At 71.0% G+C, this 14,734-nt stretch carries 11 protein-coding genes; 5 read left to right on the forward strand and 6 right to left on the reverse strand.

All coding sequences use genetic code 11. The annotated features are described in order from the left end of the window. Positions 1–317 precede the first annotated feature (317 nt). On the reverse strand, positions 318–500 hold the full coding sequence (locus tag ACIP79_RS01940; protein WP_401217966.1) for a hypothetical protein: 183 nt from the start codon (positions 498–500) through the stop codon (positions 318–320). Positions 501–642: 142 nt separating this feature from the next. Here ACIP79_RS01940 and ACIP79_RS01945 point away from each other — a divergent pair, with 142 nt between their 5' ends. Further along, positions 643–1,368: an alpha/beta fold hydrolase gene (locus ACIP79_RS01945; RefSeq protein WP_401217969.1), complete on the forward strand. Its 726-nt coding sequence runs from the start codon at positions 643–645 to the stop codon at positions 1,366–1,368. 567 nt (positions 1,369–1,935) lie between these two features. Here the strand turns inward: ACIP79_RS01945 and ACIP79_RS01950 are convergent. After that, positions 1,936–3,117 (reverse strand): helix-turn-helix domain-containing protein, encoded by a 1,182-nt coding sequence (locus ACIP79_RS01950; protein ID WP_401217972.1) that lies wholly within the window; start codon positions 3,115–3,117, stop codon positions 1,936–1,938. Positions 3,118–3,676: 559 nt separating this feature from the next. On the opposite strand from ACIP79_RS01950, the gene ACIP79_RS01955 reads away from it, so the two are divergent. Together ACIP79_RS01955 and ACIP79_RS01960 are read left to right on the forward strand one after the other, a co-directional pair. Continuing rightward, a complete protein-coding gene (locus ACIP79_RS01955; protein WP_401217974.1) occupies positions 3,677–5,947 on the forward strand; it encodes an ATP-binding protein in 2,271 nt (756 codons plus the stop codon). A gap of 404 nt (positions 5,948–6,351) precedes the next feature. After that, positions 6,352–7,323, forward strand: coding sequence for an alpha/beta hydrolase (locus ACIP79_RS01960; protein WP_401217977.1), 972 nt, complete (start codon positions 6,352–6,354; stop codon positions 7,321–7,323). 367 nt (positions 7,324–7,690) lie between these two features. On the opposite strand, the gene ACIP79_RS01965 is transcribed toward ACIP79_RS01960, so the two are convergent. Then, a complete protein-coding gene (locus ACIP79_RS01965; protein ID WP_383684839.1) occupies positions 7,691–8,113 on the reverse strand; it encodes a secondary thiamine-phosphate synthase enzyme YjbQ in 423 nt (140 codons plus the stop codon). 84 nt (positions 8,114–8,197) lie between these two features. Between ACIP79_RS01965 and ACIP79_RS01970 the strand changes: the two genes are divergently transcribed. Next, the gene (locus tag ACIP79_RS01970; RefSeq protein ID WP_401217980.1) at positions 8,198–9,316 is read left to right on the forward strand and encodes an NAD(P)-binding domain-containing protein; all 1,119 of its coding nucleotides are present in this window, start codon (positions 8,198–8,200) and stop codon (positions 9,314–9,316) included. Positions 9,317–9,335: 19 nt separating this feature from the next. On the opposite strand, the gene mltG is transcribed toward ACIP79_RS01970, so the two are convergent. Continuing rightward, positions 9,336–10,178 (reverse strand): endolytic transglycosylase MltG, encoded by an 843-nt coding sequence (gene mltG / locus ACIP79_RS01975; protein ID WP_401217982.1) that lies wholly within the window; start codon positions 10,176–10,178, stop codon positions 9,336–9,338. Between the two features lie 43 nt (positions 10,179–10,221). Then, the gene (locus ACIP79_RS01980; protein WP_401217984.1) at positions 10,222–12,021 is read right to left on the reverse strand and encodes an ABC transporter ATP-binding protein; all 1,800 of its coding nucleotides are present in this window, start codon (positions 12,019–12,021) and stop codon (positions 10,222–10,224) included. A gap of 188 nt (positions 12,022–12,209) precedes the next feature. Between ACIP79_RS01980 and ACIP79_RS01985 the strand changes: the two genes are divergently transcribed. Beyond that, on the forward strand, positions 12,210–12,665 hold the full coding sequence (locus ACIP79_RS01985; protein ID WP_401217987.1) for a MarR family winged helix-turn-helix transcriptional regulator: 456 nt from the start codon (positions 12,210–12,212) through the stop codon (positions 12,663–12,665). A gap of 172 nt (positions 12,666–12,837) precedes the next feature. Here the strand turns inward: ACIP79_RS01985 and ACIP79_RS01990 are convergent, their stop codons facing one another. Beyond that, positions 12,838–14,454 (reverse strand): peptide-N4-asparagine amidase, encoded by a 1,617-nt coding sequence (locus ACIP79_RS01990; RefSeq protein WP_401217990.1) that lies wholly within the window; start codon positions 14,452–14,454, stop codon positions 12,838–12,840. Between the last annotated feature and the right edge of the window lie 280 nt (positions 14,455–14,734).

A 14,734-nucleotide genomic window follows, 5' to 3' on the forward strand; every position in this document is an offset into this window, starting at 1 on the left:
ACCAGGGCTGCTCGTCATCGACGTGCGGCCAGGCCGGCATCATCCGAGCGGGACAGGCCCTGGAACGCGGGGCCCGGCGTTCAGATGAGCTGCGATGCGTGTGATCTTCTGGGTGTTGTCCTCGAACAGATGCGCCTGCATGCCAGCCGCCCGGGCAGCCTCAACGTTGACTGCGACATCGTCGTTGCTCCCGGTGCACGCATCGACCCGGGTGGGGCGTCCATTGTGAGGGCGGCACGCGGCAAGGACCCGGTGTAGGTGCGGGCCGAGGACTGCGGCCAGGCCGGGCGCGGTGTGGCCGGTGGTGTGTGGGTCGGTCATCGCGCGGCTCCCAGGGCGGCGAGGGTGTGTCCGGCGCGCGCGGACGCAGGCGCGGTCGGGTGGAAGCCAAGGACGACGGGGACGGTGGGCGGGTGGGCATTGCCCCAGCCGTGGGACATCGACAGGTAGGCAGCGGCCTTCAGGCGGGCCGTGTGGGACCCGGATCCCGCTGCCACCACGGCGCCGTCCTGACCAGTGCGCTCACGGACCAAGGCCGGGCGCAGAGAGTAAAGCGGGAACCCCGGACGGCCTCTAGGTTTGCCGATGTACCACCGGGATAAAGCCCTGCTTTTCACCGCATCACAGAAAACGAGTCCACTCATGCCGCACTCCCCTGCCCCGACCGTCGTACTGGTGCACGGTGCGTTCGCCGACGCCTCCAGCTTCAGCAGCGTCATTCCCGCCCTGCTCGATCGCGGCCTGAAGGTCGTCGCCCCCGCGGTCCCCAACCGCAGCCTGATCGGCGACTCCGCCTACGTCGCCTCGGTCGTCCGTCAGATCGACGGTCCGGTCGTCCTCGTCGGCCACTCCTACGGCGGCGCCGTGATCACCGTCGCGGGTGTGGAGGAGAACGTGCAGGCGCTGGTCTACCTGTCCGGCTACGCCCTTGAGGAGGGTGAGAGCCTCGGCGAACTCCAGGGCCGCTTCCCCGACTCCGACCTGGCCGCCGCGCTCGTCTACACCCCGTTCCCCATCGAGGGATCAGACACGCCGGGCACCGATGTGTCGGTGGAGGTCGACAAGTTCCCCGCCATCTTCGCCGCCGACGTCGACCCCGAGGTCGCGGCCGTACTCGCCGTCTCCCAGCGTCCGCTCGCGGCCCAGGCCTTCGCCGACGCCGCTCCGGCCGCCGCCTGGAAGACCAAGCCGTCCTTCGGCCTGGTGTCCTCCTCAGACCACACCATCAACCCCGACGTCGAGCGCTTCGGCTACCAGCGCGCGGGCATGACCACCATCGAGGTCGACTCCTCGCACCTGGTCATGCTGGCCCACCCCAAGAAGGTCGTCGCCTTCATCGAGGAAGCCGTCAAGGCCACCGTCAAGTAGTCCCCGACCGGTCCTCACGCCGCTCGCACAGCCGCCGGAGCACTGCTCCGGCGGCTCCCGTGAGGGTGCGTGCGGCGGCGGACCGTATCCGCGGAAAGCCGATCGGACGATGGCGGTGGACAGCGTCCGATCGCCCTGGCCGCGCTCCAGGGGCGTGCCACCGCGGCCGCGTGGAAGAAGCCGCCGAACTGATGCCTGATCGCCACCGAGGACCGGAACATTCCACCGGCGGCACAGCGGTGGATGGCCGCCCGCGCCAAAGCCCGCACGGTCAGCGCCCCACGCGCCCCACGCCGCCGCGGTGAGCGACCCTGACGCGGTGAGCGAGCTGATCCTCCGGGCGGCCCGCGCGGTTCGATCCGCTCGCTGACGATTCGGCGGAGCCGTCCGAAAACAGGCGGCACAGCGACACGGCGCCCGCCTTCGGGTACGGCCGAGTGGGTCCGCGCCGCCACCCGCCCATGCGTGGTTCCGCGCCGTTTTACCCCGTCGTCCGAACGGTGGGGGAAGACGGTGCGGCCGGTTCCCGCGAGCACGGCTCCAGCGCGCGCATCGGAAGCGGCATCGTCACCCTGCGTCGCGTCCCTGCGGCCCGCGTTCGAGGCCGTCGGCGTCGCCGCCGAGCCGGGACGCGTCCGCGCCGACGGAGTCGAGTTCCGCGAGTGTCCCGAAGCCGCTCCCGCTCACCAGGGACCGGCCGAGCGAGCGGCTCGCGGCGGCCGGTCGCGCGGGCGTCCCGACAAGTCGAGGCGGGCGCCTGACGACGGTACGGGGGACCTCGGCGTCCGTGTCCCCCGTAGCCATGCGCATGCTGCGCCACTCGCGGGGCGGGAGGCCGTAGGCGCCCCTGAAGACGCGGCTGAAATGGGTGGGGTTGACGAATCCCCAGCGCTGGGCGATGGACGAGACGGTGAGCGCGGTCCGGCCGCCGCGGGACAGTTCACGCGCGCACTCCTCCAGCCTGCGCCGCTGGATGAGCCGACTGACGGTGATGCCCTCGCTCTCGAAGAGCCGGTGAAGGTACCGCACCGATATGTGGTTCGCCTTCGCGACGGATTCCGGTGACAGCGCGGGATCGCCCAGGTTCTCGTCGATGTGGTCGCGGACCCGTCGCACCAGCTGATTGCCGGCGTTCCGGACCTCCGTGACCGTGTCCTCGGCGCATTCGGCGACCAGTGCGGCGAAAACGTCGGTGAGGCCGTTGGCCAGGCCGCTCGCGGCAGCCGGGGAGAACGCGTCCGCCGAGGCGACGACCGTGTCGAGCAACGGCATGAGGACCGCGGCGCATCCCCGGTCCGTGCTGAACACGGCGCCGGTGACATGGCGCAGATCCTCGTCCGGCAGTCCGAGCATGTGCCGCGGCATGTGTACGACCCGGGTCGAGAAGCGCTCGGGGAAGTCCAGGGAGTACGGACGCGTCGTGTCCCACACGAAGAGGTCCCCGGGGTTCGCGACGACCTGTCGGCCGTCCTGGGTGAGCACCGCCGTACCCGACATCTGCAGGGCGACGGCCACGAGCGGCTCCGGCGAGCGCGTGATGTGGACCGGCGTCCGGCTGACGCGGTACCCGTCGGCGTCGACGGAGGAGACCCGCAGGGCTCCGACCCGGTGGGAGACGATGCGTCCTTCGAAAGGGCGGTCGCCGCGCAGGGCGATGGTCACGGGCACCAGCGCCTGTTCCACTGCCCGGCGCCAGTAGGCGAGTCTGTGTTCGTCGGGCACCGAGGCGGTCGTCAGCACCGGGCTCATCCGGCTCTCCTCTCATCCGTGCAATACCGGCGGAGCCCTCGGACACCCGTGCCCGCACGGACCTGGCGGACGCTCGGCGCCTCGAAGAGGCGGCGGCCGTGCCCGGGCAAGTGCGGATGTCCCGTCGCGGGAGAAGCCTCCTGCGACGGGTCCGGGCGGCGGCGGTGCCACCCGGTTCCCCGCTACGACCAGCCAAGCAACTCGGAGCCCGACACTCCAGGCAGAAGGGAGGCAGAAACGCGGCGCCGAGGACGGCGGCCGGAAGCACGGTGCGCGGCGCAAGGCGCGATGCGCGATGCGCGCCTCTCGGAGCCCTCCCCTCGGCCCAGCCCTCCCCTCGACCCACCGCGTGTCCCGCGCGGACGGTCAGCTGGTCGTGGGCAACGGCAGTTGGGGCAGGCAGGCCACAGCGCGCCGGGGAGCCCGCCGCATGTAGCCGCGCCGGGAAGCCCGCCGCATGTAGCCGCCGAACCGGCTGTGACCTGCGGACCCGCACTGTCTAGACTCCTGGTGACCGCGCTCGGAGTAGTGACGGAAGCACGGTGAACGGGAGCACGGCGTGAGCGATGATCATGGAGCGTTCGGAGCCTTGCTGCGGGAGTTGCGGGTTGCCGCCTCACTGACCCTGGAGGGGCTCGCCGAAGCCTCCGGGGTCAGCGTTCGGGGCATTGGGGACCTGGAGCGGGGCCTGCGGGCCGCGCCGCAACGGCGTACGGTCGCGGCGCTCGCGGATGGACTGGGGCTGGCCGAAGCCGACCGGGAGCGGCTGCTGGCGACGGCCAGAGCCGGGCGCGGCAGGGGTTACAGCCCTTCGGGAGTACGGGCCGTGCCGCGCGACATCGCTGACTTCGTGGGCCGTACCCGGGAACTGGCGTCGCTCGCCGGATTCGCGGAGACGGCCCGCCGCAGCACCGAAGGGGACGCGGGCCAGGTGACCGTAGCGGTCTCGGGGCCGCCCGGAACGGGCAAGACCACCCTCGCACTGCACGCCGCGCGTGAGCTGGCGGACCGTTTCCCGGACGGGCAGTTCGTGGTCGACCTGCGCGGGATGGACGTCGACCCGCCGGGAGCTGCCGAGCTGATGCTCACGGTGCTCAGGGCTCTCCAGGTGGCGGACCGCGATCTGGCGCAGGCGGGGCCACAGGGTCACCCCGGGCTGTACAGACAACTGCTGGCCGAACGACGCTGCCTGCTCGTGCTGGACAATGCCCGCGACGAGGGGCAGGTCCGCCCGCTGCTGCCCGGCACCGGTGCGGGAATGGTGGTGGTGACCAGCCGGCGCATGCTGACGGGCCTGGAGAGCGTGTACCGGCTCCCGTTGGGCGAGCTGACGCCGGCGGAGGCCGCGGCCTTCCTGACCGGACTGGTCGGAGTCGAGCGAGCGGCGGCGGACCCCGCCGCGCTCGCGGAGGTCGCCCGGCTCTGCGGACACCTGCCGCTCGCCCTACGGGTGGCGGGCAACTGGCTGGCCACCCGCACGGGCTGGCCGGTGCGCAGGCTCGCCGATCGTCTGGCGTTGGAGGACCGGCGGCTCGCCACGCTGTCCTCCGGGGACATCGAGGTCTCGGCCGCCATCGACCTCTCCTACCGGCAGCTCACTCCCACGGCCGCCCGGATGTTCCGGCGGCTCGCGCTGCTGGCGGGCCCGGACACCGGGACCGCCAGCGCCGCCCAGCTGACCGGACAGGAGATGTTCGACACCGAGGACACTCTGGAAGAGCTGGTCGAGGCTGGGCTGCTGGGCTCGGACGGAGAACGCTATCGGCTGCACGACCTGCTGTGCCTGTTCGCGCGTACCCGGCTCGCGGCCGACGAGAGTGCCGAGGCCGTCGGCCGGGCGGCGGCAGCTCTGGACGACTGGCTGCTGGAGACCACGATCGTGGCCGGCCGCTGGTTCGAGCCCGACCACGGCGCTCTCCCGGCGGGCTGGCGGGGGACGGTCGACCTGTCCTCGGCCGACCTCGCCCGCCGCTGGCTGAAGGCGGAAAGCGCCGACTGGCTCGCGGCGTTCCGCAGGGCCGCCACGGCCGGCGAGCACGCCAGGGTGGTGGACGTGGCCGAGGCGCTGCACTGGTTCTCCGACCAGTGGGTCTCCTGGGTGCACTGGCCCGAGGTCTTCAATACCGCCGCGGAGAGCGCGCACGCGCTGGGAGATCCGCTGCTTGAGGCGACCCAGCTCAACTACCATGCCTGGGCGCTCCTGGTGTGCGAGGGGCGGCCTCACGACAGCGTCGCTCGGGCCGGCCAGGCACTCACCGCGGCGCGACGCGCGGGCGATCTTCCGCAGGAGGCCTGGGCACACCAGTACCGCGCCTGGGCGTCTCGTGAGCTCGGCGACCACGAGGCGTCCGGCGATGACGTCGTCCGGGCCGCCGAACTCTTCGAAGCCGCGGGGGACGTGCACGGCAGTCTCCAGTGCAAACACAGTCACGCCCTGAGCCTGATGGCGCAGGGCCGCTCCGAGGAGGCCCTGGAGTCCTATCGGCGTGCCTACGCCTTCCTTGAGGAGGTCGGGGACCGTATCGACCCGCACGCCGCCGCCATCATCCGCCTCGAAATGCACTGCACCATGGGGATGACGTATGCCCAGTTGAAGCAGTGGGACCAGGCTCTCGAACACATGTGGACGGCGGTGCACATGTGTCACGACACGGGCAACACCTCGCTGGAGAGCCGTCGGCTGCTCGACCTCGGCACCGTGCTGCTCGACGCCGGGCGGCCCGCCGAAGCCCGCGGCGTCTACTCCCGCGTGCTGACCCTGGGCACCGACGCCGACCCGCGAGCGGTCACGGAGGCACGCGAACGGCTCGACGGACTCCGCGGCGCCTGAGCGTTCGCACCCCGAGACGCGCTGTTCCGTGCCGGAGGCTCTCCAGCCCGACGCTCGCAGGACGCGGGGTCGGTCGCGGGATCTGTCGCCTGGTCTGTCGCGTGGTCGGTCCCGATGTGTCGCTCACGGTAGGCGTGCGGTGCGTCCGGTGCTGTTCTCCCGGTGCACGCGAACGGTTCTCCCCGTGCACGGAGCAGCTTTCCGCGCCACGAATACCGGGGTCACGGAGCGCCCGCCCCCGACCCGTGCGCTGCGAGGTCAGAGCCGGTGCGCCGACGGACAACTCTCCGCCGTCGGCGCTCCTAGCGTGGAACCAGGACCGAGCGGGCTCAGCGCAGCGGCCCGGTACGCCCGCCGGAGGATCCGACGGCGGAACGATTGTGTGAGATACCCAGGAGATGCAGATGTCCAATGCCGTGGAACCCGTGGTACCCGTTCTCGAGCCGGCGGCAGCCGCCTTCGCCGAGGCGACCGCGAACCCGCCGTACCTCTTCGACCTGGCGCCCGCCGAGGGCCGCAAGGCGGTCGACGAGGTGCAGTCCGGCGAGATCGACAAGCCGGCGGTGGACGAGGAGTGGATCACCGTTTCCGGAGGTCCCACGGGCAGTGTCCGCGTGCGGATCGTCCGGCCCGCGGGCGCCGAGGGGCCGTTGCCGGTGATCCTCTACATCCACGGGGCGGGCTGGGTGTTCGGCAACGCCCACACCCACGACCGGCTGGTGCGCGAGCTCGCCGTCGGTGCGGGCGCCGCCGTGGTCTTCCCGGAGTACGACCTCTCCCCCGAGGCCCGCTACCCGGTGGCCATCGAGCAGAACTACGCGGTCGCCAAGTGGATCGTCGAGCAGGGTGCGTCCAAGGAGCTGGACGGCGGCCGGCTGGCCGTGGTCGGTGACTCGGTCGGCGGCAACATGTCCGCCGCGCTGACCCTGATGGCCAAGGAGCGGGGCGATGTCCCGCTGGTCCAGCAGGTGCTGTTCTACCCGGTCACCGACGCCGCGTTCGACACGGCGTCCTACCACCAGTTCGCCACCGGCTACTTCCTGCGCCGCGACGGCATGCAGTGGTTCTGGGACCAGTACACGACCGACCAGGCCCAGCGCGCCGAGATCACCGCGTCGCCGCTCCGCGCCACCACCGAGCAGCTCACCGGCCTGCCCCCGGCCCTCGTCATCACCGGCGAGGCCGACGTCCTGCGCGACGAGGGCGAGGCCTACGCCGCCAAGCTCCGCGAGGCGGGCGTCCCCGTCACCGCCGTCCGGTACCAGGGCGTCATCCACGACTTCGTGATGCTCAACGCCCTGCGCGAGACCCACGGGGCGCAGGCGGCCATCGACCTGGCCGTCAACACCCTCCGCACCGCGCTCGCCGCGAGCTGACCCGGCCACTCCCCGCGGCTGCCCGATGCATGCCGCGGGGCGGGGCATGACCACCCCGCCATACCCCGCCCGACGCCGGCTGAGCGACCTCGACGCGGGGACGGCCCCGGCGTCGGGCGCGGACCCCGCACCTGCGTCGGGCGGGGAACCCGCGGTCGAGATCGGCGTCGTGGCCGGTGCGTTCCCCCGCCCTCTGGGTGCCGCGGAAGTCCCTGAGCGCGTCACCAAGACCCTCGCCACGACCTGGCGCCCGCCTGCCTGCCCCCGGCAATCGACTTCGCCGAGTGGGTCGCGTCCGCCCGGCGACACGGCAGCCGTCCCAGGCTGCATCTGGTCTCCCAGGTGATCGCCCCCAGGCCGAGCTCGATCAGCCCAGGAAGCTCAGTCGCACGTGACGGTCGGTATTGGAGACGTTGGTGTCCACCAGACACACCGACTGCCAGGTCCCCAGCTCCAGCCGCCCGGCCAGCACCGGCAGTGTCGCGTGGGGCGGAACGAGGGCGGGGAGCACGTGGTCCCGGCCGTGGCCGGGGCTCCCGTGCCGGTGCTGCCAGCGGTCGTCCGCGGGGAGCAGGGTGTGCAGGGCCGCGAGCAGGTCGTCGTCGCTGCCCGCGCCGGTCTCGATGATCGCGATGCCGGCGGTCGCGTGGGGCACGAAGACGTTCAGGAGACCGTCGCGGCCGGCCGCCGCCTCCCGCAGAAAGGCCTCGCAGTCACGGGTGAGGTCGAAGATCCTCTCCGAGGAACCGGTGGCGACGTTCAGGACACGGGTGGTGAAGGCATCGGGCATACCGCAATCCTCGCCCATCCGGAGAGGCACGGCCACGATCGGGCGTCCGGGAAGATCCGGGACCCCGGTCCGGTTGGTAGAAGCGTGAACGACACCGGGGTACAAGAGCGCGAAGTCGGCACGGCCGAGGCCGCCGATGTCGACGTCGACGTAGTGGTGATAGGAGCGGGTCAGGCAGGCCTGTCCAGCGCCTACCACCTGCGGCGCACCGGCTTCGAGCCCGGGCGTGACTTCGTCGTCCTCGACCACGCGCCGCGTCCCGGCGGCGCCTGGCAGTTCCGCTGGCCGTCGCTGACGTACGGCAAGGTGCACGGGATGCACTCCCTGCCCGGCATGGAACTGACGGACGCGGACCCGGCGCGCCCCTCGTCCGAGGTCATCGCGGAGTACTTCGACGCCTACGAGCGGGAGTTCGAGCTGCGGGTGAGCCGGCCGGTCGACGTGCGTGCGGTGCGCGAGGGCCCGTCGGGTCGGCTGCTCGTGGAGAGCTCGGCCGGGAGCTGGGCGACGCGCGCGCTGATCAACGCCACGGGTACCTGGGACCGGCCGTTCTGGCCGCGTTACCGCGGCCAGGAGACCTTCCGCGGGCGGCAGTTGCACACGGCCCAGTACCCCGGCCCCCAGGAGTTCGCCGGACTGCGGGTCGTCGTGGTGGGCGGCGGCGCGTCCGCCACCCAGCACCTGATGGAGATCGCCCCGTACGCGGCGGACACCACCTGGGTGACGCGCCGGCCGCCCGTCTTCCGCGAGGGGCCCTTCAACGAGGAGTTCGGCCGTGAGGCCGTGGCACTGGTCGAGGAGCGGGTCCGTCAGGGACTGCCGCCGAAGAGCGTCGTCTCGGTGACCGGACTGCCGCTGAACGACGCGATCCAGCAGGCACTGCGCGACGGAGTCCTGGACCGGCAGCCGATGTTCGACCGGATCACACCGGACGGCGTCGCGTGGGAGGACGGGCGTCACGTGGACGCCGACGTCATCCTCTGGGCGACCGGTTTCCGGGCCGCCATCGACCATCTGGCACCCCTGCGTCTGCGCGAGGCGGGCGGCGGCATCCGTGTCGAGGGGACGCGTGCGGTCGCCGACCCGCGCGTCCATCTCGTCGGGTACGGCCCCTCCGCCAGCACCATCGGCGCCAACCGGGCCGGCCGCGCCGCGGTCCGGGACATCAGACGGCTGCTGGCAGAGGCCCCGGTCGCCGCGTGATGCCCTCAGGCACGGCGACTCAACGCTTGGGACTCGCGGACGCGGCCTTCCGGTTCTGGTTGAACTCAGCGACGTTCTTCAGGTGCTCCTCGTAGCTGACCGTGAAGCGGGTGTCGCCGGGCTTGACCGTGACGAAGTACAGCCAGTCACCCGGAGTCGGGGAGATCGCCGCACGCATCGCCTCCTCGCCGGGGTTGGCGATCGGCGTGGGCGGCAGGCCCATCCGCTGGTACGAGTTGTAGGGGCTGTTGATCTTCGTGTCGTTCTGGCTCGTGTCGAGGGTGGAACGGTTCAGCGCGTAGTTGATGGTCGAGTCCATCTGGAGCGGCATCCCCCGCTCCAGCCGGTTGAAGACGACCCGGGCGACCTTCCCCATGTCCTCCTTGGTCGCCGCCTCGGCCTGCACGATGCTCGCGATGGTGACGGCCTGGTAGACGTTCATCGCGTTACGCTGCGCCCCGGCCGCGACGGGAGCCTTGTTGAACTTCTGGTTCGCGGTGCTGACCATGAAGGACAGCAGTGACTCCGGAGTCGCCTTCTTGTCGATCGGATACGTCGCCGGGAAGAGGTAGCCCTCCGGGTTGCCCTCCGCGTCGTTCGGCAACTTCAGGTTGGCCTTGCCCAGGGACTTCTTGGCGGTACCCGGAGGCACCGCGAGGATCTTGTCCACGGCGTCGTAGATCTGGCCGGCGCGCCAGCCTTCCGGGATCACGAGGGCCGGGGGCGGCGCTTCCTCGCCCCCCATGCTCAGCAGCGGCACCGCCACGGCGGTGGCCGCCACGACGGCTCCGGTCGCGATGAGGGCGCCCCGGCCCCGGCGCGTCAGTCGAATCGTGCTCCGTGGCGGAGTGTTCATCTGCATGCGGGCACGGTAACCCGCTAATGGCTATAAACCCGACATATCTTCATCTGGTCGGCTCCAATTGGGCGTCCCGGTGGACGAGGGCGGCGTACCGCCCGCCCAGCTCCAACAGCTCCTCGTGCGTTCCCCTTTCGACCGCGTGACCGGCGTCGAGGACCATGATCTGGTCGGCGCCACGAATGGTGGACAGCCGGTGCGCGATGGTGAGCGTGGTCCGGTCGGCCGAAAGCGCGTCGATGGCCTCCTGGACGGCTTGCTCCGTCCGGGTGTCCAGGGCGCTGGTCGCCTCGTCGAGGATGAGCACAGGCGGGTCGCGCAGGATGGTGCGGGCGATGGCGAGGCGCTGCTTCTCACCGCCGGAGAACCGGTGGCCGCGCTCGCCCACGACCGTGTCGTAGCCGTCGGGCAGCGACGCGATGTGGTCGTGGATCTGGGCTGCCCGCGCCGCCGTCCGCAGCTCCTCGTCGGTGGCGTCCGGCTTGGCGAAGCGGAGGTTCTCGGCGACGGAGGCGTGGAAGAGGTACGTCTCCTGGGAGACGACACCGACCGCGCGCGCGAGGGTGTCGAAGTCGAGGTCGCGGACATCCACCCCGTCGAGGGTGACTCGTCCGCCCGTGACGTCGTACAGCCGCGGCACCAGATAGCTCAGGGTGGACTTTCCCGAACCGGTCGGACCGACGACGGCCAGGCTGCCGCCCGCGGGGACGGTGATGTCGATGCCGTCGAGGACCGGGCCGCCCCTGTCGTCGTAGCGGAACTCGACGTCCTCGAAGCGGATCTCGCCCTTGACCCGGTCGAGGTGGACGGGGTTTTCCGGCTCGGTGATGTCTATGGGGAGGTCGAGGTACTCGAAGATGCGCTGGAAGAGCGCGAGCGAGGTCTGTATCTGCACGCCGGTGGAGAGCAGGCTGACCGTCGGCCGGAACAGTCCCTGCTGGAGCGAGACGAAGGCGACGAGGGTACCGATCGAGACGGTCGGGCCGCCGAGCTGGAAGGCGACGCCGGCGGTCCAGTAGATGACGGCGGGCATCGCGGCCATGACGACGGTGATGACGGCCATGCGCCAGCGGCCCGCCATGTTCGACCGCACTTCGAGGTCGACGAGGCTCTCGGACTCGTCGCCGAAGGACTTCGTGAGCGAGTCGGCACGGCCCATGGTGCGGCCGAGCAGGATGCCGCTGACGGAGAGCGACTCGGTGACGGTGGCTGCCATCGCGGCCATCTGCTTCTGGCGCTCCGTGGCGATCTTCTTGCGCTCACGGCCGACCCGGCGGCTTATCCAGACGAAGACCGGCAGCAGGAGGAGGGAGACGACGGTCAGTCGCCAGTCCAGCGCGAGCATCGCCACGATCGTGGCGACGACGCTGGTGAGGTTGGAGACGAGCGAGGTGGCGGTGGAGGTGACGGTCGCCTGCATCCCGCCGATGTCGTTGGCGATGCGCGACTGGACCTCGCCGGTGCGGGTCCGGGTGAAGAAGGCGAGCGACATCTGCTGAAGGCGGCCGTAGACGGCGGTGCGCAGGTCGTGCATGACGCGCTGACCGACGGTCGTGGAGATCAGGGTCTGGAGCACGCCGAAGACGCTGGTGACGACCGCGCTGAGGATCATGCCGAGCGCGAGCAGGCTCAGCAGGCCCGTGCGGCCCTGCGGGATCGCGACGTCCAGGATCTCCTTCAGCAGGAAGGGCGTGGCGACGGAGACGAGGGACGCGGCGCCGACCAGCAGGCCGACGATCGCGAGACGGCCCCGATAGGGGCGGAAGAGCTTCAGGATGCGACGCACCTGCCGCGGCTGTTCCTTCTCGGCAGGTGGTGGGTTCCAGGAGAGTCGTTCGGGACGCAATGGACTCCTACGGGAGGTGGGACGACGACGGCTTGCGGTGAGCCGGGACGAACATGGCCGGTGGTGCGCGTGACAGCCATGGCCGCCGCTGCGGCTGTCGGTCATGAGCGATGGCTCTCGATGACGAACAGAGCATAGCTCATTGTTACCTATACTCACAATGCACAAGGTCCTGATATTGTTCCCGCATGACCACCCCCGATGCCGACGGCGTGCTCGCCGAGCAACTGCTGCGGCTCACCCGCCGAGTACACCGCATCCAGAAGCGACACCTGGAGCGTCGTGAGCTGGGCATCACACCGGCTCAGTCCCGGCTGTTGCGCACGCTCGCGCACTACAGCTCACCGCCTCGGATGACTGACCTGGCCGAGCGCCTGGAGGTGGTGCCCCGCGCCGTGACCACCCTGGTCGACGGTCTGGAGACGAGCGGGAAGGTACGCCGGGTCCCCGATCCCACCAACCGGCGGGTGATCCGCATCGAGGTCACGGACGAGGGACGCAAGGCCCTCGGCGAACTGCGCGCCGCACGCCGGTCGGCCGCGGACGAGATCCTCGCCCCCCTGACCGACGAGCAGCGCGAGGTACTCGGCGGACTGCTGAACACACTGGTGGACGGCATGCCCTGGCGCGAGCACGGCTGCTGAGGTCACGCCCCGGCCGGGACGGGGCACGGCGCCTTTCTTCGCTGCCGCCGTGCCCCGTGCCGCGTTGGGTCGCCAAGCCTGCGCGTCCCGCATTCCTGCGCCGCCGCACCGCCGTGCCCCGCACCCCCGTGCCGCCGCAGCCCGTGCCGTCGCAGCCGGGCCGTCGTGCGCCTCAGCAGCCGTCGCGGTCCTGCGTCAGGACGCCCTGCACGGTGACCAGCGTGCGGTCGTGGCACCCGGCCGAGCCGTGCAGCCGGTAGCGCTCACGCGTCGTGGCGACCGCGTGGCGCTGGTCGCGCGGCACGTTCGCCGTGTACGTCGCGTCGCCCGCGTAGGTGTCGTCGAGCCGTGACCAGGCCACGCGTCGCCCGCTCCGGATCTCGTCCACCGCGGCCCGGTCGCCGAGACTGAGGACGGTGCGCAGCCGGTCGCCCGCGCCGAGGGTCGTCGTCCCGTCCATCGTGTACGTGCGTTGTGTGCGGGTCACCGTGGCCGGTCCCCGTCCGTCGACGGTGACCGTCTCGTCGTCGGTCCAGGTGGCCTTGAGCCCGTCCGTGTTCTCGCCGTCGGTCCAGCGGTGCACGGAGGTGTTCGCCAGTTCGCGGCTCACCGTGGTCCTCACCCGGCCGTGCGAGGTGTCCACGTATCCGGCGACCGTCAGCCGATGGCTGCCTTCGGTGTCCAGACGGTGTTCCGAACCAGGCGTGTACGTCGATGAGTTGGCGAGAGTGCCCGCCTCGACCCGGGTCAGCGCACCGCTGACCCGCGCGCGCTTGGCGTCCTGCCAGACCAGAACGTTGACCGGAGTGCTCCAGCCGGTCTGACCCTCGGGAACACCCACGACGGAAACGTCGATCCGGTGCGGGCGACCGTCGTTGAGGAGCCCCGCGAACGGCGTCAGGTCGTACTCGACGGGCTTGATGTCGAAGGCGCGCGGGCCCGGAACCACGTACCAGAGGAAGGGGTTGGACCAGCCGCCGGTCCACACGGTCGGGAACGGTTCGGCGATGCCCGCGAGTTGGCCGTCGACCCTGATCTGCACCTCCCGGTAGGGACCGTTGTCGGCCCGGCAGGAGTACGGCGCCGGGTCGGGCACCGTCAGATACCAGTACTCCTCACAACCGCCACCCGAGCCCGTCGCGTACACCTCCGCGACGATGCGCTCGCTGTTGCGCGGTGTGGTCAGGGCGCCGTCCTGGAGGGTGAGGACACGGTCGGGCGTCGCGGCCGCAGCTGGCTTGCCGACGCCCTCGGCCGCGTAGAACGTCAGCGTGACCTTGACGTCGATGACGCCGGTGTACGTGTCGTCGACAACGTTGCCGATGAGCATCTCGACGGGCTGTCGGGCACGCAGCGTGTCGCTGTAGCGCGTGACGTCCTTCTCGACGGACCACTCGATGCCGTCCGGCGAGGGCTGCGGAGTGGACGTACGGAAGACCTCGACGCCACCGATGTGGAGGTAACCGAGACGGTCGTACTGCCTGCCCTTGACGTCGCCGTCGAGCCTCAGCACCACTTTGCTCCAGCGGTCACCACAGCCCTCGGGCGGCGCGTAACCGCCCTCGTACGGCGTGAAGTCCCTGAACTGCGCCTGCGCGACGGTGACTTCGCACGACCGCGTATCGGGCGCGACGACGGGCGGCGCCGCGGTCAGCGGGTCGTGCCAGTCGGTGCCGAACTCGGCGGGCGGGTCGGCGGATTCCGCGGCGGACGCCGGGCCCGCCCCGAGGAGGGTGCTCGCCGCGAGGGTCACTCCGGCGAGCATGGACATGATGATCCGTCTTCTCATGGGCGGTGTTCTACGGGGAGTTCGCTCCGGCCGCAATGGCACCTTCCCTCTTTCTATCCCACACAGGCCGACAGGGAACAGCCGACGACATCCGGACGCACCTCTCGTCCACGTCTCCGTGCGCGGTCCGCATCCCGGCCACAGTCCGCATTCCCCGCACAGTCCGCGTTCCCGTGCACGGGTGGGAGACCGAGGCCGGTTCTTTGCGCTGAGGCGAAAAATGGTTTGCTTTCGACCACGCTGTGACGCGAACCTTTCACGGTTTGTTGCCGACGGTCGC

This window comes from Streptomyces sp. NPDC088747 (assembly GCF_044751025.1).
Lineage (GTDB): Bacteria > Actinomycetota > Actinomycetes > Streptomycetales > Streptomycetaceae > Streptomyces.